The organism is uncultured Pontibacter sp., from assembly GCF_947492645.1.
Taxonomy (GTDB): domain Bacteria; phylum Bacteroidota; class Bacteroidia; order Cytophagales; family Hymenobacteraceae; genus Pontibacter.
This window is the reverse complement of the sequence record NZ_CANLMZ010000008.1, coordinates 702,724-726,499: the sequence shown is the minus strand read 5'-3', so window position 1 is coordinate 726,499 and position 23,776 is coordinate 702,724. Positions and strand designations below refer to the sequence as shown.

Below are 23,776 nucleotides of genomic sequence, written 5' to 3'. Positions count from 1 at the left end.
GCGGACACAGGACCAGTAGCTTATCTAATAATGTAAGCAGCTGAGTTTAACCTGTTGCCGTTGCAAACTTAAGACATAATCTACCACCTTGCCAATTTATTTTAATTGGCAACGTATGCTCCCAAAGTATAAAAGGTTTATTGTTTCTCTTTTAGTAGTTCTAATTCGCGCTGTAACTCCGGCAATTTGCGGAAAACAGTCATCGCACGCAGGTTTTGCTTATAGTCGAATGCAGGAGAGCCCTGAATAATTGTACCGGATTCTTTGATGGATTTTGAGACACCAGACTGTGCTCCAATAGTTGTCTTATCAGCAATGGTGATGTGGCCTACAATACCTACCTGGCCTGCAATCACGCAATGGTTGCCGATTTTAGTAGAGCCTGAAATGCCTGTTTGGGAGGCAACAACCGTATGTTTGCCAATTTCCACGTTATGAGCAATCTGCACCAGATTGTCAATTTTAGAGCCTGTGCGTATAACCGTTGAGCCCATTGTGGCACAGTCAATGGCTGTGTTGGCGCCAATAGAGATATCATCTTCCAGCACAACGTTGCCAATCTGAGGAACAGCTTTGTAAGTGCCATCTGCCTGCGGTGCCCAACCAAAGCCATCGCTGCCAAGCACAGCGCCGCTGTGTAAGGTGCAATTGTTGCCTATTACTGTATTGGTGTATAGCTTAACTCCTGCAAAAAGAGTGGTGTTATCGCCTATTGTTACATTATCGCCAATGTATACCTGCGGGAAAATCTTGACATTATCACCTATTTTGCAATTAGCGCCAATATATGAGAAAGCACCGCGGTAGTGGTTTTCGCCGATAACAGAACCCTGGCCCATAAAGCTAGGCTCTTCCACGCCAGTTTTTGAGGCGATGAGGGCTGTCTGGTAGTATTGTAGTAAAGTCGAGAAGCTGGTATAAGGGTCTTCTACACGAATAAGGGCAGCAGCTACAGGTTGTTTAAGCTCTAATGTACTGGCAACTATAACAGCGCTGGCCTCAGTAGTGTAAAGGAATGATTCGTATTTAAGATTTGATAAAAAAGCAAGAGCACCTTGCTTGGCTTCTTCTATTTTAGCTAAAGTGCTGACCTTTTTGGTGTTGTCTCCTTCCACTTTGCCCTGCAGAAGGTCAGCGATCTGTTGAACAGTAAATTCCATTTTGTAAAATTATAGCAAAAACTTAAAAGTGCTAGTGCTTTGGGGGTGCAAACATAACAAAAAAGTAAACTTGCTTATACCTAAAAGTACCAACTTGTTGCTATAATGCCAATCATTATTTGATAGGTAACTTAAATAGACAGCTGGCTGGTGCAGGTTTAAAGTATAAAAAGATGCTCTTCATAAAGGCAATCCGCCTCTCATGTTCCCTAAAACCTCCACGCAAGTATAAAGATTAAGTCTTGCAGCATAATTGTGTTAAAAGATGTACTTAAAAGAAGCATCTGCCTGAATTTGGCAGGTTTATACTTTAGTGTGCGACTTCCTTCGGGTAACAGACGTAGTATTTCTCCACTTTATTGCTGAGTGCCCTGATGTTTGGTAAATCAGAGGCTTCCGCTACATCAATCACATACCCTGATTTTGTAAGCATGTCTATTGTCTGGCCTTCCACATCGTAAGCATTGTTGCCTATTTTACCAGCTATCATCAGGTAGTGCACATCTTCTTCAGCAATGCTAAACTGCGATTGCACCAGCTCGCTAATGCCTAACTGCAGCTCTTCATCAATGGGTTTACTCGCGATTACCACTTTAAACAGTTTGCGATTGAGAATAGAGTTGGCAAGGTAGGAGAGGATCTTGTCTGGGTGCGCTGCCCACATTTTGATACCACCCCATATATCGTGATCATCCAGGCTAACAAAACGCTCCAGGATGCTGCTGTCACGCTGGAAGTCCTGCATGGTTAAGTCGGAGGTAAGAAAGAACTTTAGGCAAGGGCTGCACGGCACTTCAATTCCTTGCTGTACCAGCTCGCGGGCACGCTGTACTACACGCAGCACCATGTTTTCGGCGCTGATGACAGTTTTGTGCAAGTATACCTGCCAGTACATCAGGCGGCGGCTTACCAGGAAGTTTTCTATACTATAAACCCCCTTTTCCTCTACCACCAGTTTATCATTAGCCACATCCAGCATCTTTATAATGCGGTCCGCCCCAATCTTGCCTTCATACACACCTGTGTAAAAACTGTCGCGGTTAAGGTAATCCAACCTGTCAACGTCTAATTGGCTCGAAACCAGCTGGTGGAAAAACTTACGATGATAATTTCCGGTAAATATCTCTATAGCCATACTAAGCCTGCCGCCGAAAGCATCGTTTAGCAAGTGCATAATGTGCAGCGAGAGGTGCTCGTGGTGCACATTTTTGAAGATTGCGGTTTCAAGCGCATGCGAAAAAGGGCCGTGCCCGATGTCGTGCAGCAGTATAGCTATAAGCGATGCCTCAAATTCTTTATCAGAAATTTCGTTATTTTTACTTCTTAAAGTATTTAAGGCGGTATTCATCAGGTGCATGGCCCCTAAAGCATGATGAAAACGGGTATGCAATGCACCCGGGTAAACCATTTCGGTTAATCCGAGTTGTTTAATGCGGCGCAGTCGCTGGAAATAGGGGTGATCGATGATATCGAATATAAGATCGGTTGGAACGGTGATAAAGCCGTATACAGGGTCGTTGAATATTTTCTTCTTATTCACAAAAGAAACAGGGGTTAGTTGCGTTAACTGTAACTAAACGTTCGCAGTAAAGTATGGCATAGGGACTCCGATTTTTTAAGCCTCCAAACCTGTAATTGTTCTTACTTTAAAGGTACTTAATACGCAAAAAAGACATAAAACTATGCAAAGATACAACATTTTATGGGCCGATGATGAGATCGACCTGCTCAAGCCGCACATTCTTTTTCTGGAGGACAGGGGCTATGATATCACACCAGTAAACAGCGGTGCCGACGCTATTGAGGAGTTCCGGGATAAAAGTTTTGACATAGTATTTCTGGATGAAAATATGCCAGGCATCAGCGGCCTGGAGACGCTGAACGAGCTGAAGACTATGCGCCCGGGCGTGCCGGTGATTATGATCACTAAGAGCGAGGAAGAGCACATTATGGAGGAAGCCATTGGCTCTAAAATAACAGATTACCTCATTAAGCCGCTCAACCCAAACCAGATACTGCTTTCCGTTAAAAAGGTATTGGATAATAAACGATTGGTTTCAGAGAAGACCAACATGAGTTACCAGCGCGATTTCAGGCAACTGGGTATGGCTTTTGGCGAGCGCCTGAGCCCGGGAGAGTGGGCCGATATTTACAAGAAGCTGGTATTCTGGGAGCTGGAGATAGACGAGACCGAGAACAAAAGTATGGCCGACGTTATCAACATGCAGAAAGACGAGGCAAACTCCAACTTCGCCAAGTTTATCATGGATAACTACGAGGACTGGATAAACAACGACAGCGATGATGCCCCGCTTATGTCGCATCAGTTGTTTAAAGAGCGCGTTTTTCCGATGATGAAGGAAACAGACAGGCCGGTATACTTTGTGTTGATCGATAACCTGCGTTACGACCAATGGAAAATTCTGGAGCCCCTTATTTCAGAATACTTTACAGTAGATTCGGAGGAGATGTTCTACTCCATACTTCCTACAACTACTGCCTATGCCCGTAACGCCATCTTTGCTGGTATGCTTCCAACAGATATCGCCAAAAAATACCCGAACATGTGGGTTTACGACGATGAAGATGAAGGGAAAAACCTGCACGAGGCCGATTTCCTGGATATACAGTTCCAGCAAAACAAACTGACTGATAAGCATAGTTACCATAAAATCACGAATGTGCAGGCTGGCCGCGATTTGCTGAACAAGTTTAGCAACCTCGACAGCAATAAGCTGAATGTGATTGTCTATAACTTTGTAGATATGCTTTCTCATGCTCGTACAGACAGTAACATGGTGCGTGAACTGGCCCCTGACGAGTCGGCATATCGTTCTATTACCAGGTCATGGTTTCTGCACTCGCCGCTGTACGATACCTTAAAGATGATTGCTGATAAAAAAGGCAAGTTAGTGATAACTACAGACCATGGTACCATTCGCGTAAAAAGGCCATTCAAGATTATCGGTGATAGAAACACCAATACAAACCTAAGGTACAAGCACGGTAAAAATCTGGGCTATACTGATAAAGATGTGTTTACGGTGCGTAAGCCGGAGAGATTTTTCTTGCCAAAGGCTAATGTTTCCACTACGTTTGTGTTCGCAATAGAGGATTACTTTTTTGCGTACCCCAACAACTATAATTACTACGTTAATTATTACAAAGATACGTTCCAGCATGGAGGCGTGTCGTTGGAGGAGTGCATCATACCGTTTGTTACGCTTTCACCTAAAAATGTATAATACAGGAGTAGAGAAAAAACTTATCACGATGTCGTCGTTGGCTGATTTGCCGGCGGCGGCTTCTGTGCTTATAGAGGAAGCCGAAAACGAACCTGTTATACTTTTTGAAGGGCAAATGGGGGCCGGCAAAACGACGCTTATAAAAGAATTGTGCCGGCAGTTAGGCGTAAAAGACAACGTAAGCAGCCCTACTTTTTCGCTTGTAAACGAGTATGTGGGCGCTGATGGGAACCTTATTTACCATTTTGATTTTTATAGATTAAATGAGGAGCGCGAGGCATTGGATATAGGAGCCCTGGAATATTTTGATTCCGGACGTGTTTGCCTGATCGAATGGCCATCCATGATTCCGAACTTATTGCCGGAGCACTACCTGCTTGTAACATTGCAGCCTGATGCAGAAGGCCAGGTGCGCACCATGACCATTAACAAAGTATAGCATGACCGAAAAGTTTGCCGTAGACCTGGGAAAACTTGCTACAAGCCCAGCTCTTTACCCTAAAGAGTCGATGCTGGCAGTAGAAGAACGCCGCCGAAGCCTTTCTATCGGTATACCGAAAGAGTCATCTTTTCAGGAAAACCGCATTGGTTTAACTCCTGATGCTGTAAAGCAGTTAACCGACTATGGGCACCGCATCCGTATAGAAGCCGGTGCAGGCGGCCCCTCAAAGTTCTCAGACAACGAATACTCGGAGGCAGGCGCAAAAATTGTATACTCTACAGATGAAGTATACGAGGCAGACATCATACTTAAAATTGCCCCGCCAACTTACGACGAGATAGAATACTTCCGGCCAGGGCAAACACTAATTTCTGCATTGCAGTTTGGTAGCCTGACGGCAGATTTCGTAAACGCACTTCTTCGAAAAAAAATAAACGCCATTTCGTTTGAGCTGCTCCGCGACAAATCGGACTCAAAGCCAGTAGTAAGGGCCATGAGCGAGATAGCGGGTAGTACGGTAATGCTTATTGCCGCAGAATACCTTAGCAGCAGCAACGATGGCAAAGGCGTTATACTTGGCGGAATCACCGGTGTGCCTCCCAGCAAAGTGGTTATACTTGGCGCTGGCACCGTAGCAGAGTATGCCGCTCGCGCAGCCCTGGGCCTGGGCGCAGAGGTAAAAGTTTTTGATAATCATATCTACAAACTACGCCGCTTAAAGCATAATGTAGGGTCACCGCTGTTCACATCAACCTTAGATAAGGCTGTTTTGAATCATGAAATAAGGCAGGCTGATGTTGTAATTGGGGCTTTGGTGGCAGATGAGGGTGTAATACCCTGTATGGTGGAGGAAAACGTGGTGGCGCATATGAATCCAGGTTCCATCATTATTGATGTTTGCATAGACCAGGGCGGTTGCTTTGAAACTTCTGAGTTAACCTCGCACTCCCGCCCGGTATACCGCAAGTACGATATCATTCATTATTGTGTGCCCAATATTGCATCACGGGTGCCCCGAACAGCCACACAGGCGCTAAGCAACATATTTACCCCTATCTTCAACGAGTTCTCCAAGTATGGCGGCATCAACGAAATGCTGTTTATGAACGAGCACTTCCGCAGCGGCGTGTACATTTACAAGGGCAGCCTTACCAATGCACACGTAGCCAAGAAGTTTGGCATGCGCTATAAAGAGTTAGGGCTGATGATTGCGGTTCGTAACTAAAATCGGGATTTGCAGGATGAGTGGGGTGTTCTTCAGTACCGGGTCTAACCACCCCTGGCCCCTCAGAGCTACGCTCGTTAGTTTCGAACTCCCGTTCTCACTAGTTTAAGGCGGGGAATTTGATTTACACCTTCTTCTGTCTTCCTTTTAGCCTCTGCTTTCTATTTTGTCATCCTGTTAAGGATCTTGGTTAAAGGGAGGTTAAGCCGAAGCTATAGAGCCTATACTTGAGCCAGCGCAATAGCAGGCTCTCCACCTTAGGAGGGGTGGTTGGATCCGGAGCCATCTAAGCGCTAAAAAAAGCAAATAAAGCTTTACCTTATGCTACTAATTATACTTTCCCGTTAAGTAACAGCACCTTCCAGGCCTCCTGCACCTGGTTGTTTTCCAGTAGCTTCTTCCCTAATAATTCCAGTTCACTTTTTAGCTTAGCTTTGTCGTTGCTATACTTGTTTAAAGTATAACCTATAAGCGGATCGACCTTAAAAGCTGCTGCCTCCTCTTCACCAGGTATGGCTTCTGAGTTTCCGAGGCGTGCCAGGTTATTGCCGGTAAGTATAGAACTGTTTCTAATGAATTCAGGCAGCTGGTCTATGCCGATGCCTTTGTTTCGTACAGGTTTCGGAAGCTCAAAAATACAGTCTCCGTTGGCGCGCAGGTAATAATCTCCTCCCATTCTGGCAACAGCGTCCAATTTAAACGGATCTATCTTGCCTTCATCTGTAAGTATACTTTCGTTTATATGCATCAGCAGCACCTCACAGATAACCAGGTTGCCAGCTCCGCCTTCAGAGCCAAGGCTGATGATCTCGTTTACGCGGCACTCTAGCGCTACGGGGGCTTCTTTTACGCGTGGCGGTTTAACCAGCGCAGAGGCCTCAGGAGTTAAGCCTGCCTTGATAAATTCGTTTATGCCTTTGTCATACTCCGTACTTGCCAGCGACATCTGCTCCACAATATCGAAGTTGGCAATATTGATCACAACTTCCTTTGTAAGGGCCACATTTTCTAAAGTATGCTTGCTTGTATTGTCGCGCACACGGCGGGCCGGCGAGAAAACAACAATAGGTGGCTTGGCACTAAAAACATTAAAAAAACTGAAAGGGCTGAGGTTTATATTGCCCTCCAGGTCGGTGGTGCTGGCAAAGGCAATAGGTCTTGGGGCAATGGCACCCAGTAATAAAGCATGAACCTCTGCTGTTTTTGTTTCCTGTGGGTTTATAGTTTTGATCGACATAAAGTAAATGCATTTAGGATTGCTACTGCTGCAGTTTAAAGCCACAAGTTACTTTATAATTTGCTAAATAACCTTAGCTGGAATATCTACTGCTGTAAGTTTGCCAAACTTATTCCTTGTAGAGAGAAGGTAACTGAATAATATGATTGCGAACCATACATTCAAACAAATGCACGCAAGACTTCATGCACTCAACATTTGCCGGAGCAAGCCGGCAAGGAAGGCTGCGAATTGATTTCTTTTTATACTTTAAATAAAAAGCTAGAAACTATGCCTAAGAGCTTTAGAACCCAAATATAGGGCAAAGCATAGATTTGTTTTTATCGAAACATATAAGGTATTGCAGGAATAGTTATATACTATCTTTGCTTAAAAGCAGCTTAAAAGGAATCTTTTGCCTTAAATCTGAGTTCTGCACACAATATAATTGAGAAGTATGAAGCATTGTATCACACTTTTTTCATAATTTTGAAAATCCATAGTAGTTGTAATACTACGGAGGCTGCTTTTGCTGTTAAGTATAAAAAATATATTAAGGTAACTTAATATTTACGTGCCGATAATGAACAACAGATTCTTATTATTTATCCTAAGCCTGCTCTTTTTTGCTTCGTGCAGCTCTCCCAGAAACCTCGCATATTTCGACAACCTAAGAGAAGAAGCTGTTTTTACCGAAAAAATAGCTAACGCAGCCGAAGCCAGAGTTCAGCCCGGGGATATGTTAAGTATAAATGTAACGAGCTTGAACCCGGAGTCAAATGTTTTATTTAACAGGGGGGCTTTGCCTGCTACAGGTAATGTAAACATAGGCACAACCACAAACCTACAGGAAACAGAAGGCTATTTAGTGGATAAAGCCGGTTATGTTGTGCTGCCAATTTTAGGTAAAGTCAAGTTAGAGAACTTAACAAGAGAAGAGGCCGAAACACAGCTTACGGCCAGCTTGCAGCAGTATTTAAAAGAGCCGGTTGTAAATGTTCGCTTCCGAAATTTTAAGGTTACTGTCATAGGAGAGGTAAACCGACCTTCTACTTTCCAGGTGCCGGATGGTAATGTAAACTTACTCGAGGCCCTTGGTATGGCAGGCGATATGACGGCATTTGGAAAAAGAGAAAACGTGCTGGTGATACGCGAAACAAAAGATGAAAGAAGTATGGTAAGGTTAAACCTGAACGACAAGGATATTCTGAAGTCGCCTTTCTTCAATCTCCAGCAAAACGACATCGTGTACGTGGAGCCAGATAAAGCAAAGGCTGTACAGGCAAGCAATAATAACCGCAACATTTCGCTTATAGTAGCTACTATGTCTGTTCTGACACTTGTTATATCCAGATTATTATAATTCCGAAAGGGCATGACAGAGAAAGAAGTTTTTATGCTCGAGTCGGAGCAGATCGATATCAAAAGTATAGTTGCCAAGTACTTGCGCTACTGGTACTTATTTGCCATTGGCGTGGTGCTAAGTATGGTAGTGGCTTTTTTATACCTGCGTTATACTACGCCAGAGTATAGCATCAGCAGTACACTCTTAATAAAAGACGATAAAAAAGGACCGGATATCTCAGGAAATGTAGCCTTCAGCGACCTGGAAATTTTTCAGTCGAGCAAAAGCCTGGATAACCAGATACAGATACTTAAATCTAAAAGCCTGATGCAACGGGTTTTAACGGACTTATCGTTGTACACCAGTTTTTACACAGAGGGAAGAGTTAAAACAACCGAGGTTTTTGGCCGCTCACAGCCTATTAAAGTTATCGTAAACGATCTAGATTCTGCTGCTTTCAACAAGACCATTTTTGTAAACCTGAAAGATAACAACAGCTTTGAGATTGAAGACGGCGAAAAGAAAACAGCGCACCAGTTTGGCCAACAGATCAAAACGGATTATGCTACTTTTACCGTAGTGGCAGCGCCTGGTTTAGCAAAAAAAGAAGGTGGCCAGGTAGCAGTTAAATTTCATGATATCCGCAAACTTGCAAACAGCTATAACCAGCGCTTAACAGTTGCACCAGTAAACAAAGAGGCAAGTGTGCTCACAATCAGCCTTACAGATGCTGTGCCTGAGAAGGGCGTAACCATCATCAACAAGTTGATTGAAGTATACAACAAGGAGGCTGTTGAAGATAAAAACCAGATCGCGGCAAATACCATCCAGTTTATTGACGACAGGCTTAAATACCTGACCGAGGAACTATCAACGGTTGAGAAAGATGTAGAAGCCTACAAACGCCAGAACGAGTTAACAGACGTGAGCTCGGAGGCAAAGATGTACCTGGAGCGTGCCAGCGAATACAACAGGCAACTTGCTGAGCTGGAAATTCAGATAGATGTACTTAATTCTATTGAAACTTACCTTAAAAACCAGAAGAACCAGTTTGAGCTAGTACCAAGTACGCTAAGTATACAGGATGCTACCCTGCTTAACCTGATCGGGAAGTTTAATGAATTGCAATTAGAGCGGCAGCGTCTGCTACGCACGACACAGGCAAGCAACCCAATCGTGCAAAATGTAAACGAGCAACTGGCAAACCTAAAGATAAACATCCAGGAGAACCTTGGGAACATCAAAGGCAGCCTAGCTATTACACGCAATAACCTGCGTGCCAATTCCTCACAGTTTGCCTCTAGAATTCAGAAAGTACCAGCTATAGAGCGTGAATTGCTGGAGATAAACAGGCAGCAGGGCATTAAGGAAGGTCTTTACCTGTACCTGCTGCAGAAGCGTGAAGAGTCTGCTTTATCATTAGCTGCGACAGTTTCTAACTCAAGAGTAATTGACTCTGCGGTAGCCGGTGACTTACCAGTTAAGCCTAAAAAGCAACTTATTTACCTGTTGGCCTTCCTGGTTGGTCTGGGTGTGCCGTTTGCCTTTATCTATGTGCGCGATATGTTGAATGATAAGGTAAAAGATACAAAAGATGTTGAAAGTGCTACTAATACACCCGTTTTAGGAGAGATTGCGCATAACTACAGCGGTGAAACGCTGGTGGTAACAAACGATAGCCGTGGCCCAGTATCTGAGCTTTTCCGACTGATCAGAGCCAACCTGCAGTTCGCTACAGTTGGTAAAGAGAATAGGGTTATACTGGTTACCTCAAGTATGAGTGGCGAAGGTAAAACCTTCTTCAGTATCAACCTGGCGGCTAGTTTGGTTTTAACAGGAAAGAAAGTAGTTGTTATAGGTTTCGACCTTCGCAGGCCACGACTCTCTCAAAGCCTTAATATTTCAAATGAGATAGGCGTATCTAATTATCTTGTTACAGATTATCTGCCAATAGAAGATATCATTAAGCCTGTACCAGGTTTAGATGGCTTAGATATAATCGGTTCCGGTCCGATCCCGCCAAACCCTACGGAGCTGATGTTGCTACCAAAAGTAGATAAATTGATCGGGGAACTGAAGGAGATCTATGATTATATCATCATTGATACCTCTCCGGTGGGGCAGGTAGCAGATGCGCTTGCATTGGCACCTTACATCGATTCCAGTATTTACCTGGTGCGGTACAATTATACCCATAAAAACCAGATTAGCATCATTGATGATATCTTCAAAAACCGCAAATTGATTCACCCGATGATCGTGCTGAACGATGCGAAGAAGGAGAACGGTTACGGCTATGGGTATGGTTATGGCTATGGGTATGGTTACGGAGAAGAAGCTACAAACCCAGGCAAGAAAAAGAAGAAAACAACCCTTGGAGTATAAATAAGCACCAGGTAAGTATAGATCAACTAAAGAATTAAATAAAGAGACTGAAATGGCTCAGCATACGATGTTAGAAGACGCAAAAATAGCTGTAATTGGCTTAGGCTATGTAGGATTACCTTTAGCGGTTGAGTTCGCAAAGCAATTTAAGACCATCGGATTCGATATAAATGAGGCGAGAGTTAGCCAACTAAGCCAGGGGCATGACCATACGTTGGAGGTAGAGGATGATAAATTAAAAGCTGTTTTAACAGACGATTGCTCCACTTCAAAAGGTTTGTATTGCACAAACGACCTGGCAAAGATCGAGAACTGTAACTTCTATATTATTACGGTACCTACGCCTGTTGATAAGTATAACCGACCTGTGCTTACACCTTTATACAAGGCAAGCGAAACAGTTGGCAAAGTGCTGAAGCGTGGAGATATTGTGGTTTATGAATCAACTGTTTACCCTGGTGTGACGGAAGATGAGTGTGTGCCTGTACTGGAGCGTGTATCGGGTCTTAAATTTAATGTTGATTTCTTTGCAGGCTATTCACCGGAGCGTATCAACCCTGGCGATAAAGAACATACAGTAGCCAAGATTTTAAAAATTACTTCTGGCTCTACACCAGAGGCAGCCGAAAAAGTTGACCAGCTTTACAAGTCTGTGATTATTGCCGGTACGCACAAAGCGGCCTCTATTAAAGTTGCAGAGGCAGCCAAGGTAATCGAGAACGCACAGCGCGATATCAACATTGCTTTTGTAAACGAACTGGCTAAAATATTCAACCGCCTGGATATTGATACGGACGAAGTACTGCAGGCAGCTGGCACCAAATGGAACTTCCTGAAGTTTAAGCCTGGTTTAGTTGGTGGCCATTGCATTGGGGTTGACCCATACTACCTGGCACAAAAAGCGCAGGAAGTAGGCTACCACCCGGAAATCATATTGGCTGGCCGCAGACTAAACGATGGCATGGGCGAATATGTAGCGCATGAGGTAATTAAACTGATGGTAAAAAAGGATATTCCAGTAAAAGGAGCAAATATCTTAGTGCTTGGTATTACCTTCAAAGAGAACTGCCCGGATGTACGCAACACCAAAGTAGTAGACATCCTGCATACCCTAAAAGATTACGATACAAACATCACGATATATGACCCATGGGCTGAGCCAGCGGAGGTAAAGCATGAGTATGGCTGGGATTCTGTAAAAGAACTAACCAACACCAGCGATTGCGACGCCATCATACTTGCTGTTTCTCATGACGAATTCAAAGCCTTAGATCTAAACAAACTCTGCAAAGAGAACGCTGTGATCTACGACGTGAAAGGCGTACTGCCAAAAGAATCAGTAGACGCAAGATTGTAATTATCTGTCATTTCGAATGCAATGAGAAATCTGGGACTGTGATTAACGCTTCAGATTTCTCATTGCATTCGAAATGACATTAAAGTAAAAATTCCCCGCCTTGGATAAGGAGGGGTTAGGGGTGTTTGATTTCCATATCCCCATTCATAATTCCTTATTCACCATTTATAATTCTCTCCAGAAGTGTACGAAACCCCCTACCATACCGAAGATATCAGCCAATATAGCTTTTTAGTAACCGGTGGAGCCGGCTTTATAGGCTCTAACATAGTAGAGTATCTGCTAAAGTATGGCGCAGGTAAGGTACGCGTGCTGGATAGCTTTGCGACTGGATCTCATGCGAACATCGACGAGTTCAAGAGCAATCCAGCCTTTGAATTGATAGAGGGTGATATCCGTGATCTGGAAACCTGCAGAAAGGCTTTGGAGGGTATTGATTATGTAAGCCACCAGGCGGCACTTGGTTCTGTGCCACGTTCTATCAACGATCCTTTAACCAGCAACGATGTTAACGTAAGTGGCTTTCTGAACATGCTGGTTGCTGCTCGTGATGCAGGAGTAAAGCGTATGGTATATGCAGCCAGCTCCAGCACCTACGGTGATCATCCCGGCTTGCCTAAAGTAGAAGACAAAATTGGCAAGCCACTCTCTCCTTATGCTATTACTAAATATGTAAATGAGCTGTATGGCGATGTATTCTCAAAGACTTATGATTTCCATACAATAGGTCTTCGCTATTTCAATGTGTTCGGACCAAAGCAAAACCCAAAAGGACCTTATGCAGCAGTTATACCATTATTCATAGAATCTGCTTTGAAAGGTGAAGCTCCTTTTATAAACGGAGATGGCGAGACGAGCCGTGATTTTACCTTTGTGGAGAATGCTGTGCAGGCAAATGTGAAAGCTATGTTGTTAGCTGCTAATATAACACAGCATGAAGTGGTGAATATTGCTTTCGGAGAGAGAACTACCTTGAATCAGTTGTGGAACAGAATTAATGAAATTGCTGGCACAGGTATCATGGCCCAATATCGCGAAGAGCGAAAAGGGGATGTAAAGCATAGTTTAGCTGATGTAAATAAAGCATTCCTTCTTATTAAATATGAACCCTTATTTTCTGTCCAAGAGGGATTAAAGTATGCATTTAGTTGGTATAAAAATGATGTAAGAGCTATTCCTAAAAAATAATTCATGAATGCGGGTCAGGTCTATAGCCTTCAATATTTTCTTAAGTTAATAGTAAAAAAATAATTAATGTTTCTGTCATTAGGCATAGTTAAGAAAACAAACCTGTTGTTTATAAAGGGCAGAAATTCTTCTACTATTCATATTCTTGTCTCTCAGAGCATTCTGATCTTTGTACTGCTTATTGGAGATATATTATTTGCTCGATATTTTGAAAAAGCTGATTTCGGTACGTGGAAGCAACTAAATCTTTTAATAGGTTTGGTTATACCATTAATGATGCTCGGTTTGCCTGAAGGCTTTAAATACTATGCAGCATTAGAGAAAGATAAAGTACAGCAGCATCTTAAGGAGGTTCTCAAACTCTTAACTTGTACTTTTCTCTTAATGGTTGGAATATTCTCTTTTGGAGCAGTACACTTATTGTCATCTTTACTTAATAATGACGAAATCATAAACTTTAGGTTTATGATTCCTTTATTATTCATGGCAATGGCTTTGAACCAAATATTTAGGAATTTGATGATAAACCAGAAGCAGACCAGCACATTATTGTATAGTAGTGGTGTAAGTCTAATTCTAGGTGCAGTTCTTATAACAGTTAATTTATTAGTATACAATTACTCTGAAACAATTCTGGTTTGGATAACTCTACCTCTGATGCTAGTTATCCTATTTGTTACTCCAATTCTAATTTATATTAAGCGGTATCCTTTGAGCGTAAAAGGTATTAACTTTAAGTTTAATCATGAATCAACAAAGTATTTTAAGATAGGGCTCCCACTATATGCAGCAACTTTTATAGGTGTAATTGGCAGAAACTTAGATAAAGCTCTAGTTGGTGCATTAGCAAATGTTCAACAATTTGCAGTTTATGCAGTAGGAGCATTTGAAATACCAATTTTTAGTATGATTAGTGCTTCCATTTCTCAGTCTATTTTTCCAGAGCTAGTAAGACTAATTAATTCTAACAAGATAGAAGATGCCAAAGAACTTTGGTTAAAATCAATTCAAAAGGCCTCCTATATAACATATCCCATTATACTGCTATTAATGATTAGTGCTAAATACTTGATTGTATTTGCGTTTACAGATAAGTACATAGGTGCTATAAGTATTTTTAAAATTTATTTACTAATAGGACTATGGAGGAATGGCTACTATGGTGGATTGATATCAGCTTCAGGAAAAACAAAGTGGATAACACTTTATAGCGGAATTTCAGTTACTGGAAATTTGATTTTATCATTCCTATTATATCAAGCTTATGGATTATATGGAGTTGCTTACGGCGCATTAATTTCAGCTTCAATAATAAATGTTCTACAGTTAATACATGAAGGAATGTTGATGAAATGGATGCGATGCCTATTTTTAGATATCAAACTGTTAATTTTGGTATTGTTAATAATAGTATTCTTTTTTGTAGATATAGGAATTTATATATAAAGGTAATGGCTAATGGTGCAGGAAGCATATATAGCTAATTAAAATAACATAAAGACTAATTCTTATTATGAACATAACAGTAGTTGCAGGCGCTAGACCAAACTTTATTAAAATTGCACCCATCATACATGCAATTAAAAAGTCTAAAAGTTGTGGTAACGATATAGACTATAGATTGATTCACACAGGGCAGCACTATGACGAAAAAATGTCTGAAACATTTTTTTCTGAATTAAACATTCCTTCTCCTGATGCAAACTTAGGCGCTGGCGGGGGAACACAAGCAGAACAAACAGCAGCTATAATGATTGCTTTTGAGAGGGATCTAATAGAGCATCCAACAGATTTAGTGTTGGTAGTAGGTGATGTCACATCAACTCTAGCTTGTGCCATTGTAGCAAAAAAGTTAAATACTAAAGTCGCTCATATTGAGGCTGGTATAAGATCATTTGATATGAGTATGCCGGAAGAAATTAACAGATTGGTGACAGATAGTATTACTGATTATTTCTTTACAACGAGTAAATTTGCAAACAATAATTTATTAAAGAGTGGTGTTCCGGAGAATCGTGTAATGTTTGTAGGTAATGTTATGATTGATACTCTTTTGGCCAATCAATCTAAATTCAAAAAGCCATCACTTTATACTGAATGTAACTTAAAGAAGGGCAACTATATAATATTGACCTTACATAGGCCTGCGAATGTTGACGAAGCTGAAAATCTTAAAAAGATGATAGATGCAATTTCAACAAATGTGAAAGGATTACCAGTTGTTTTCCCTGTACATCCAAGAACAGCACGCGTATTAGCAGAACATAAGATATCAGCTTCAAATCTCAAGCTAGTAGATCCTTTAGGTTATCTAGAATTTAACTTTTTAGTGAAAAATGCTAAAGCAGTTATAACTGATTCAGGTGGTATAACAGAAGAAACTACAGTAATGGGTATACCATGTTTAACCTTAAGGGACAATACTGAAAGGCCAGAAACTGTTGAAATAGGTACTAACGAATTAATAGGAACAAATCCAGAAAAATTGAAACCTGCACTTGATAGAATAATGTCAGATAAATGGAAAAAGGGTAAAGTGCCTGAGTTGTGGGATGGTAAAACGGCTGAAAGAATAGTAAATCATTTGTTAGCACTTTCTATCCCATCTAGAAAATAAGTAGGGCAACAACAATAAATGAATGAAATTAAAAGCAGTTTAGTTGTAGATAATATAAACTGTTGTAAAATTATAAGCAAGTATCAAAATGGAACTCCAAAAGAAGATATACAACTTAAGTCCAATTTGGCTTCAAGAGTTTATTATTTCAATTTATGGTTTAAAAATCTATAGATTAAGATATAATAAAGCTTATTTTACAAGATTAAAAGAGCTTAAAGAAAAAGATTATTCTGACATAGAAAAAGAGAAATCAATCCAACTTGAAGAACTAAAGAAGCTAATTAATCATGCCATAAACAATAGTCAATTCTATAAAGAGTTCTATAAAGATGTTGATATAGCACAGATTTTGACACTTGACGATTTAAAGAAGCTTCCTATTTTAGAAAAAGAAGTACTAAGAGAAAATGCTGCAAGTATTTATACTATAGATCCGAAAATAGGAGTGCCTTCTTTTACAGGAGGTACTACTGGTAAGTCGTTGAAGGTGCTTTATACAAAGTCTGATGTACAAAAAAGGATGGCTTATTTAGATGCATTTAAGTGGAGGTTAGGTATTGATACTTTTAAAGCAAAGAAGGCGACGTTTAGTGGTAGAGAGTTTACAGGAAATAACGCTACAAAAGCAAAAAAAATATTTTGGAGATATAACTGGGTATATAAGCAAAAGCTATATTCTACTTTTGATCTAACCAATGATAATATAATATACTATATAGAAGACTTAAATAAATATAAACCTGATGTTATCAATGGTTTTGTCTCAGCTATATATGACTTAGCTAAGTTTGTTGAATCAAAAGGAATTAAGTTAACTTTTAAGCCTAAAGCAATATTTACAACCTCAGAAACACTCTTACCCTATCAAAGAGAAGTAGTTGAAAAGGCTTTCAATTGCAAGATTTATAATCAATATGCATCTGCAGAGGGTGCACCTTTCATTACAGAATGTAAATTTGGAAATTTACATTATAATATTGATACAGGAGTTATTGAAAGTTTTAAAACAGAATATGGTGAGGAAGTTCTTGTAACATCATTTAGTACATATGGAACTCCACTCATACGATATAGAATTGGAGATAAAGTAACATTCAAAGAAGGCATATGCAAATGTGGTTCGTGTCATCCATTAGTTGAGAAAATCGAAGGAAGAAAGGTTGATTTCTTACTTTCAAAAGAAAGGGGAAAAATAAGTTTAAGTCATCTAGCAGATGTTATCAAAGGTATGCCAAACTGTATTAAAAACATGCAATTCGTACAAAATGCATTGGAGTCTATAGATGTTAACATAGTAGTTGATGAACAACTCTATAATGCTGAGCATGAAAAGAATATTATGGGTGAAATGAAATTTAGATTCGGGGATGATGCTAATATTAATATAAATATTGTAGATGAAATTGTCAAAGAAGCGAGCGGCAAGTTTGCTTTAATTAAAAATAATATTAAATCCTAATCTGATTCTTAAGTAATCTTAACTATAATGAAAATAGCTCTACTAGGTGATATTGCATTTTTTGGTAAGTTCTGTTTAGCAGAGAATCAAAATATTAAAACATATTTTCAAGAGGCTGCATTTCTTCTTAATAAATATGATTATGTCATAGGTAATCTTGAAACTCCATTTGCAGATAATTGTAAACCTCATGGAGCAAAGTCAGCCTTCATAAAAGCTAATCCAATAAACGTTGAATTATTAAAATATCTCAATATCTCCATTGTTAATTTGGCAAATAACCACATCTATGATTTTGGAAGCGCTGGATACAAATTAACAAAGGATATTCTTGAAAAGAATAATATACAATATTTTGGTATAGAGGGTAGAGGCATAAACATTGATGATAAATCTGGTAAAATTGCTCTTAGTGGATACTGTTGCTACTCAACAAACCCAATCGGTATTGATGAAGGAAGTGGACATGGTATAAACCCACTAAATGTTAGTGTAGTTAAAGAAAAGATGATAGCAAATCAAAAAGCTGGATTTTATAACATTGTAAGTGTTCATTGCGGAGAGGAACATGTTAATTTGCCAAACCGTAATCACTTGATGATGGCAAGACAGCTAGCAGAAGTTAGTCCTTATACTTTTTACGGTCACCATCCTCATGTAATGCAGGGAATCGAAAAAATTAAAGATTCATTGATCGCATATAGTTTAGGTAACTTTTGCTTTGATGATGTTTATACAAGTAAATCTAAAGAACCGTTAATTAAGCAGAACGATAATAACAAATCGTCATTTATATTAGAGTTAGAGGTTATAAATGACAGGTTAATTTCTTATAAACCAATACCTATATATGCTTCTGATAATACTTTAATAATTGGACAAGAGAGTATTTTGAATCAAATAAATAAATACTCACAAAATTTAAAGATTGAAAAAGATGAGTATGAAAATAAACGAAATGAGATACTTAGTAAATATATACAATCAAGAAAATCTTTAAGGAATTTTAATTGGTACTTCAAGCGCTTAAATTATCAGTCCTTTTTAATACTAAAAGCTGCAAGAGTGAACGCGCAGAAGTTTAAGAATAATGTGTTAGATTACCTAAACTAAAAGTGCAAACTGTAAAATATTTTAAATCACTCAATAACTTTGAGAAGTTTCTCTTAGTAGCACTAATAGTATCACCATATACATTATTACGGATAGGTTTTCTAGGATTAGCTGAACTAATAATCATTGCACTTTTTATAAAAGAATTTACTGATGTAGGTAAGGGAGGAATACTAGCTTTTGGTCCTTTTTCTCGGTTCTGGCTTAGCTACTTAATTATTAGTTTATTTGGTTTCGCTTATAATTTAATTTTTCTTGATTATGCTACTGGAACACTTGCAAGTTTAGTATTTGACTTTTCTGCTTATGTTATGCTATTAATGAGTTGCTTATTGATAGAAGGTTCTATAAAGCGGAAAAAGATCAACACTTATCTGTTCATAAAATACTTCTTTTTAATTTCAAGCGGTATAATGCTCGCATTATATATATTAAGCTTTTTTACTTCTAGTTTGCTTGGGCTTTCTTTAAAATATTACATTTACTTTGTTCCTCTAGCTAAAAATCTACATCAGATATCTATGTTTTTAGTGCCTTTACCTTTCCTAGGATTAAGGATATTATTGGTAGAGAAAAATGTAAAAGCCAAATTACTAATATGTTCACTTATTGTTGCAGACGTTGTTATGGCAAGCAGCACCGGTTCTGAAAAAGCTATAATTTCACTTATTGTAGGAAGTATTGTTTTTGTAATATTTAAATTTTTATATACCTTAAATTTAAGATCAAGAAGAATATTCATTTTTCTTCTATCTTTTATTTCTGGTACCATCTTAATGCTTAATATAGAATTTGCTATTAATTGGTTTGTTGAGTACTTCGAAGAAATAGATATGGGTGGAGGAAGAGCAATGCTATATGGTAAAGCAATAGAGGTTGGCTTAAATTCTCCTTTAGTTGGACTAGGAACGGGGGGACATATCTATGCTGATGGTAAATTTTGGGATGCACATCAAACATTTATAACTGCTTTTTTACAAACCGGTTTGGTAGGTGTATTAATACTTATAATACTTCTATTTAATGTAGCTAAAAAAGCAATATATAATCCGGCTATTATTGCTGCATTTTCAGCCATATTTATGTATGCACTTGGTGGAGATGTACTCAGAAGGTTGCCAATATGGATAATGTTAGTAATTATATTCTACTACGAAGTTGGAGACGAAAGAAGATTAATTAAAACTAAGAAAGGAATTTTGAGTGTCTAAAAAAAATATACTTGTTGTTACAACCTGCTTCTCTCCTGAGAATGCAGTTGGATCTGTTAGATTAACTAAAATAGTTAAGTTTCTTATTAGAAATGGTTATCAAGTTACCGTTATTTCTCCCCAGCTCCATGAAGGTAGTAAAATAGATAATTCACTAGAGTCTAAAGAATTAGATTCAGTTAATAGAATTACAGTTCCTCAAAGCAAAGTTTTTGCTGAAATCTTTCTAAAGAAAAGAAATGATTTACTCAATAAGCAGTCAGCAACAGAGTATATCAAAATTAGAAAAAACTACGGCATAACTCAAGTGTTAAAAGCAATTATATTTAGATATGCTCATTTAGGATATACTTTGCTAAGGAATTTAGACTGGAGAAATCAAGTTGATATGTATGTGAAAAATAACTTTAAGCAAAACCAATTTGATGCTGTTTTTTCTAGCTATCCAAGTTTAGGAGCAATGTGGGCCTCCAAGAGTATTAAAAAAAGAAAAATAGCAAAAAAATGGATTGCAGATTTTAGAGATCCTATCAATTACAAATCTAATTCTGATATAATAATATATAACATAAACAAATTAATCCAAAGCAGTATAATAAAACACATAGATGCTGGAACTTTTGTTACAAAAGGAATGATAACCAAAATTTCTGCACCAGAATCGATTTCATTTTATCTGCCAAATGGTATCGATGATGATGATTTGAACTACAAGATAGATATTTCGAAAATAAGTGATTCTAACACATTGAATTTTAGCTATGTTGGTAGTTTGTATGGAGGAGAAAGAGATCTATCTATAATATTTGTTGCATTAAACCACTTGATTAATGAGGGGATTCTCAAAAAAGAGAATGTCAAATTTTATTACGCAGGAAATGAATTTGATGTGTTGAAAAGTCAGGCTTCTCAAAGTAATGTAGAGGAAGTATTAATTAATAAAGGCTATGTAACACGTGAAGAATCAATTCAAATACAAGCTGAGGCGGATATTTCTATAATTGTATCATGGAATACAGAAAATGATTTTGGAGTAATACCCGGTAAACTTTATGAAAGTTTTCTAATGAGAAAACCAATAATTGGGATAGTTAACGGTTCTCTAGCAGATAGTGAATTGTCTTATATGATTAACTTTGTTAATGCTGGAGTTTGTTATGAAGATGCATCTTTAAATAAAGAAAATGATTTGAAAAAAATTGTAAATTTTATACAGAATAAATATTTAGAAAAGCAAGAATATAAAGCTATTAAGCATACTTATGATTCGAATGTAAATAAATTTTACTATAAAAACATAGTTGAAAAGTTAGGTGAAATATTATAAGTTTTTTAATGCTCTTTCAAAACATCGATAACGTAAATGCAATTAACTCTTATAAACTTGTAAGAGTGACTACTATTCCAATATCTCTCAAAAAATTATTGGAGGGCCAATTAAGGTTTATGGTTACTCATGGTTATGAAGTAAGTGCAGTATCTAGTCCAGGTAGAATTCTTAATGAGGTATGTATTAATGAAGGAGTAAGCATCAAGGGGATTCGTATGACACGCAAGATAACTCCTATAGCAGATCTTGTAGCTTTAATCATGCTAATTGTATATTTGAAGAAAGAGAAGCCTCAAATAGTACATTCTCATACGCCTAAAGCTGGATTAATAGGTATGTTGGCTGCATGGCTTTGTGGTATTCCATATCGTTTACATACAGTAGCTGGACTCCCATTGTTAGAGGCAAAAGGTGTAAAAAGAAAATTATTAGAGTTTACTGAATGGATAACTTATGCTTGCGCAACGATGGTGTATCCTAATTCTCATAATATGAAAAGTATTATAAATGAGAGCAATTTATGTAAACCAAATAAGCTAAAGGTGATTGGTAATGGTAGTTCAAATGGCATTGATACTTCATTTTTTGATCCTGCTTTATTTGATTCTACTTTTAAGACGGCTTTGAAGGCAGAAATAGGAATTAAAGACAGGGAAAAAGTTCTATGCTTTATTGGTCGTGTCGTAGTAGATAAAGGAATCACGGAGTTAATTAGTTCTTTTATAGAAACTGTTTCTCAGTATCCTGATACAAAATTAATTTTAGTTGGGCCATTTGAAGAAGAACTTGATCCTCTGGATGAACAGACTAAAAAGACTATCTTATCCCATCCCAATATCAAATTTTTAGATTATCAGGATGATGTAAGGCCTTATTTGGCAATTAGTGATTTGTTTGTTTTTCCTAGCTATAGAGAGGGATTTCCTAATGTAGTGATGCAAGCAGGAGCTATGGGAGTACCATCTATAGTAAGTAATATAAATGGCTGTAATGAGATTGTTGAACAAGGGGAAAATGGGTTGATAGTTCCTCTGAAAGATTCAAAGGCATTGAGCGAGGCAATTACTTATTTATTAGATAATGAAAAAGTCTTGGATGAAATGTCTTCAAAGTGTCGGAAGATGATCGTCGATCGGTATGATCAGCAGTATGTGTGGGGCGAGCTTCTTAAGGAATATCAATCTTTATGCTCTAATAGGAAAAAGCAGCGTTTAAGTTATGTATCGTAGTTCATTAAAACGGTTTACTGACTTCATACTAGCAACAACGGCATTTATTGTTGCGCTACCGATTTTCGCAATAGTTGCACTATGTCTGATAATTGCAAACCAAGACAAACCATTTTTCCTCCAGCCTCGGCCTGGTAGAAATAGAAGAATTTTCCGTGTCATCAAGTTCAAAACGATGAATGACCTGAAAGATGCGCATGGAAATCTGTTGCCTGATGAGAAGAGACTTACAGCTATAGGTAAATTTGTCCGCAAAACATCCCTAGACGAAATTCCACAATTGCTTAATGTGATCAAAGGAGATATGAGTCTGATAGGTCCTCGTCCTTTACTTGTAGAGTATCTGCCTTTATATAATAAAGTACAAAGCAGGAGGCATGAAGTAAGGCCGGGTATAACAGGATGGGCACAGGTGAATGGCAGGAATGCCATCAGCTGGGAAGATAAATTTAAATATGATGTGTGGTATGTGGATCACATGTCGTTCCTGCTTGATCTTAAAATAATATTTCTGACAATTCAGAAGGTCTTTAAATCGGAAGGTATAAATTCTGCAACAGCAGCTACGATGGAAAGATTTACTGGAAGTGCACACTAAATAACATGAACAAAATAGCCATTTTTGGAGCAGGAGGCTTTGGACGAGAAGTTGCCATGCTTATAGAGCAAATTAATCAGAAGCAACATTTTTGGGATATTGTAGGATTTTATGATGACGGAGTAAGTGTTGGCAAAGAATTGTACGGATATAAAGTGCTTGGTGGTATTCAACAGTTGAATGATTTGCAAGAGGAGTTATCTGTGGTATTCGCATTAGGAGAACCTAAGACCAAGAAAAAGGTAATAAGCAAAATACATAATTCTAAATTAAGATTTCCTACTCTCATACATCCAAGTGTACTGATGGGAGATAAGGACGTTGCTATAGGGGAAGGAAGTATCATAACTGCTGGTAATATCCTTACTGTTAATATTAATATTGGATCTCATGTCATATTGAATCTATCTTGTACAGTTGGGCATGATACTAATATTGCTGATTACTGCTCATTTATGCCATCTGTGAACATTTCTGGTGAGGTAGAAATTGGTGAGTGTGTATATGTTGGCACAGGAGCTAAAATAATTAATCAATTAGAGATTGGGGCAAATACTATAGTTGGTGCTGGTGCAGTGGTAGCAAAAACACTACCTGCAAACTGTACAGCTGTTGGTATTCCTGCAAAACCTATCAAGTTTCACGAATAGAAC

General features: G+C 38.7%; 19 protein-coding genes. 16 read left to right on the top strand and 3 right to left on the bottom strand.

The features are described 5' to 3' along the window. Positions 1-137 precede the first annotated feature (137 nt). Together lpxD and Q1A23_RS13550 are read right to left on the bottom strand one after the other, a co-directional pair. Positions 138-1,160, bottom strand: a complete 1,023-nt coding sequence (lpxD, locus tag Q1A23_RS13555; RefSeq protein ID WP_299824186.1) for a UDP-3-O-(3-hydroxymyristoyl)glucosamine N-acyltransferase — start codon at positions 1,158-1,160, stop codon at positions 138-140. 310 nt (positions 1,161-1,470) lie between these two features. Further along, complete coding sequence (locus tag Q1A23_RS13550; protein ID WP_299824185.1) at positions 1,471-2,700, bottom strand: HD domain-containing protein; 1,230 nt, start codon at positions 2,698-2,700, stop codon at positions 1,471-1,473. A gap of 142 nt (positions 2,701-2,842) precedes the next feature. Here Q1A23_RS13550 and Q1A23_RS13545 point away from each other — a divergent pair, with 142 nt between their 5' ends. From Q1A23_RS13545 to Q1A23_RS13535, 3 genes are read left to right on the top strand one after another with little or no spacing between them, the layout of a single operon-like run. Further along, positions 2,843-4,405 carry a bifunctional response regulator/alkaline phosphatase family protein gene (locus Q1A23_RS13545; RefSeq protein WP_299824183.1) on the top strand — a complete coding sequence of 521 codons (1,563 nt, stop codon included), beginning with the start codon at positions 2,843-2,845 and terminating at the stop codon, positions 4,403-4,405. Continuing rightward, positions 4,398-4,844, top strand: coding sequence for a tRNA (adenosine(37)-N6)-threonylcarbamoyltransferase complex ATPase subunit type 1 TsaE (gene tsaE / locus Q1A23_RS13540; protein WP_299824182.1), 447 nt, complete (start codon positions 4,398-4,400; stop codon positions 4,842-4,844). Before Q1A23_RS13545 ends, tsaE begins: the two co-directional genes overlap by 8 nt. A gap of 1 nt (position 4,845) precedes the next feature. After that, on the top strand, positions 4,846-6,072 hold the full coding sequence (locus Q1A23_RS13535; protein ID WP_299824180.1) for an alanine dehydrogenase: 1,227 nt from the start codon (positions 4,846-4,848) through the stop codon (positions 6,070-6,072). 331 nt (positions 6,073-6,403) lie between these two features. Here Q1A23_RS13535 and Q1A23_RS13530 read toward each other — a convergent pair whose 3' ends face one another. Then, the gene (locus tag Q1A23_RS13530) at positions 6,404-7,309 is read right to left on the bottom strand and encodes a flavin reductase family protein (protein WP_299824178.1); all 906 of its coding nucleotides are present in this window, start codon (positions 7,307-7,309) and stop codon (positions 6,404-6,406) included. Between the two features lie 562 nt (positions 7,310-7,871). Here Q1A23_RS13530 and Q1A23_RS13525 point away from each other — a divergent pair. From Q1A23_RS13525 to Q1A23_RS13465, 13 genes are all read left to right on the top strand, one after another. Beyond that, positions 7,872-8,651 (top strand): polysaccharide biosynthesis/export family protein, encoded by a 780-nt coding sequence (locus Q1A23_RS13525; protein ID WP_299824177.1) that lies wholly within the window; start codon positions 7,872-7,874, stop codon positions 8,649-8,651. A 12-nt stretch (positions 8,652-8,663) separates the two neighbouring features. Continuing rightward, positions 8,664-11,018, top strand: a complete 2,355-nt coding sequence (locus Q1A23_RS13520) for a tyrosine-protein kinase family protein (RefSeq protein ID WP_299824175.1) — start codon at positions 8,664-8,666, stop codon at positions 11,016-11,018. Between the two features lie 52 nt (positions 11,019-11,070). Then, positions 11,071-12,375 carry a nucleotide sugar dehydrogenase gene (locus Q1A23_RS13515; RefSeq protein ID WP_299824173.1) on the top strand — a complete coding sequence of 435 codons (1,305 nt, stop codon included), beginning with the start codon at positions 11,071-11,073 and terminating at the stop codon, positions 12,373-12,375. A gap of 183 nt (positions 12,376-12,558) precedes the next feature. Then, a complete protein-coding gene (locus Q1A23_RS13510) occupies positions 12,559-13,563 on the top strand; it encodes an SDR family oxidoreductase (protein ID WP_299824171.1) in 1,005 nt (334 codons plus the stop codon). Positions 13,564-13,629: 66 nt separating this feature from the next. Beyond that, complete coding sequence (locus tag Q1A23_RS13505; RefSeq protein ID WP_299824169.1) at positions 13,630-15,009, top strand: oligosaccharide flippase family protein; 1,380 nt, start codon at positions 13,630-13,632, stop codon at positions 15,007-15,009. Between the two features lie 64 nt (positions 15,010-15,073). Continuing rightward, the gene (gene wecB / locus Q1A23_RS13500; RefSeq protein ID WP_299824392.1) at positions 15,074-16,180 is read left to right on the top strand and encodes a UDP-N-acetylglucosamine 2-epimerase (non-hydrolyzing); all 1,107 of its coding nucleotides are present in this window, start codon (positions 15,074-15,076) and stop codon (positions 16,178-16,180) included. 88 nt (positions 16,181-16,268) lie between these two features. Continuing rightward, positions 16,269-17,642 carry a hypothetical protein gene (locus tag Q1A23_RS13495; protein ID WP_299824167.1) on the top strand — a complete coding sequence of 458 codons (1,374 nt, stop codon included), beginning with the start codon at positions 16,269-16,271 and terminating at the stop codon, positions 17,640-17,642. Positions 17,643-17,669: 27 nt separating this feature from the next. After that, a complete protein-coding gene (locus tag Q1A23_RS13490) occupies positions 17,670-18,755 on the top strand; it encodes a CapA family protein (RefSeq protein WP_299824165.1) in 1,086 nt (361 codons plus the stop codon). A gap of 2 nt (positions 18,756-18,757) precedes the next feature. Further along, the gene (locus tag Q1A23_RS13485) at positions 18,758-19,966 is read left to right on the top strand and encodes a hypothetical protein (RefSeq protein WP_299824164.1); all 1,209 of its coding nucleotides are present in this window, start codon (positions 18,758-18,760) and stop codon (positions 19,964-19,966) included. Continuing rightward, positions 19,959-21,293: a hypothetical protein gene (locus Q1A23_RS13480; protein WP_299824163.1), complete on the top strand. Its 1,335-nt coding sequence runs from the start codon at positions 19,959-19,961 to the stop codon at positions 21,291-21,293. The genes Q1A23_RS13485 and Q1A23_RS13480 overlap by 8 nt, the downstream gene beginning before the upstream one ends. Positions 21,294-21,358: 65 nt before the next feature. Next, entirely contained in the window at positions 21,359-22,525 is a 1,167-nt protein-coding gene (locus tag Q1A23_RS13475) for a glycosyltransferase family 4 protein (RefSeq protein ID WP_299824162.1), read from the top strand. Beyond that, positions 22,515-23,123 (top strand): sugar transferase, encoded by a 609-nt coding sequence (locus tag Q1A23_RS13470; RefSeq protein ID WP_299824161.1) that lies wholly within the window; start codon positions 22,515-22,517, stop codon positions 23,121-23,123. Before Q1A23_RS13475 ends, Q1A23_RS13470 begins: the two co-directional genes overlap by 11 nt. Positions 23,124-23,128: 5 nt before the next feature. Next, entirely contained in the window at positions 23,129-23,773 is a 645-nt protein-coding gene (locus Q1A23_RS13465) for an acetyltransferase (protein WP_299824159.1), read from the top strand. The last annotated feature ends 3 nt before the right edge of the window (positions 23,774-23,776 follow it).